Annotated in this window: 1 protein-coding gene; it reads left to right on the forward strand. The window is 62.0% G+C overall.

The window, feature by feature from the left end; all coding sequences use genetic code 11:
- Nucleotides 1–159: 159 nt before the first annotated feature.
- Nucleotides 160–1,371 (forward strand): IS256 family transposase, encoded by a 1,212-nt coding sequence (locus DDE20_RS18850; RefSeq protein ID WP_116560055.1) that lies wholly within the window; start codon nt 160–162, stop codon nt 1,369–1,371.
- Nucleotides 1,372–1,426 lie beyond the last annotated feature (55 nt).

Genomic DNA, 1,426 nt, shown 5'->3' on the forward strand with positions numbered 1-1,426 from the left:
AGCAGTGTCCCAACAGTTGGTGTAACTCCCGCCGGTAGTGCGGGCTGAGCGGAGCCTTCGCATAGCGAAGCGAGGCCCGCGCGGGTCGCTTGGCGGCCATGGTTGTTCTTCGGCTAAGGTTTGGTTTGCGGACCCAACTTTTGACCGAGGAGATCAACCATGACCAAGAACAGCCTATCAGATACCGCCGCGTTGCGCGCGCTTTTGTCGGAGACATCCGACACCAACTTGCTTGCCGAGATGCTCGGGTTTGTGGCCGACCGCCTCATGGCGCTGGATGTCGATCAGCTTTGCGGCGCCAGCGCGCACGAACGCAGCAGCGACCGCATGAACCATCGCAACGGTTACCGCTCCCGCGCTTGGGAGACCCGCGCTGGAAGGGTCGACGTGAAGATCCCGAAGCTGCGCAAGGGCAGCTACCTTCCCGAGTTCCTCGAGCCTCGCCGGGCGGCGGAGAAGGCGATGACCGCGGTCATTCAAGAAGCCTATATTCAGGGCCTCTCGACACGCTCTGTGGACGATCTGGTCAAGGCGATGGGCATGACCGGCGTGTCGAAGAGCCAGGTCTCGCGGCTCTGCGGCGAGATTGATGAGCGGGTTAATGCATTCCTGAACCGACCGCTGGAAGGCGAATGGCCCTACCTCTGGCTCGACGCCACTTACATCAAAGTGCGTCGCGGCGGCCGGATTGTCAGCGTCGCTGCCATAGTGGCTGTAGCGGTCAACCTCGACGGCCGCCGCGAGGTTCTGGGCATCGCTGTCCAACCCAGCGAGGCGGAGGTCTTCTGGGACGAGTTTCTGCGCTCTCTCGCCGATCGCGGCCTACGCGGCACCCGCCTGATTATCGCCGACGACCACAAGGGGCTGAAGGCCGCCGCGGCCAAGGTGCTTGGTGCGACAGTCCAGCGCTGTCGCGTCCACTTCATGCGCAACGCGCTCGCCTGCGTTGGCAAGAAGGACCGGCCGATCGTCACCGCGGCGCTCAGAACCGCCTTCGACCAGGACACGCTCGCAGCGTCGAAAGAGCACTGGGCTAAGCTGATCGACGCGTTTGAGCCGCGCCATGCAAAGCTCGCGGAGCTGATGCGCCGCGCCGAGGACGATGTCCTAGCCTACAAGAGCTTTCCCAAAGAACACTGGGCGAAAATCCACAGCACCAACCCACTTGAACGCCTCAACAAGGAGATCAAGCGACGGACCAATGTGGTCGGCATCTTTCCCAACGAAGCAGCAGTCACCCGACTGGTTGGAGCCCTGATGCTGGAACAAAATGATGAATGGGCAATCACGCGGCGCTACATGACGCTGGAAACCGTCGCCGCCATTTGCGACACTACCTCCATGGACCCGGCGACAATCGCCGCCCTGTAACTGCGGCCAAGCCAAGGCCGAAGAACAAAGTTACACCAGTTCCTGGGACACGATC

It is taken from the genome of Pararhodobacter oceanensis (assembly GCF_003076755.1).
Lineage (GTDB): Bacteria > Pseudomonadota > Alphaproteobacteria > Rhodobacterales > Rhodobacteraceae > Pararhodobacter > Pararhodobacter oceanensis.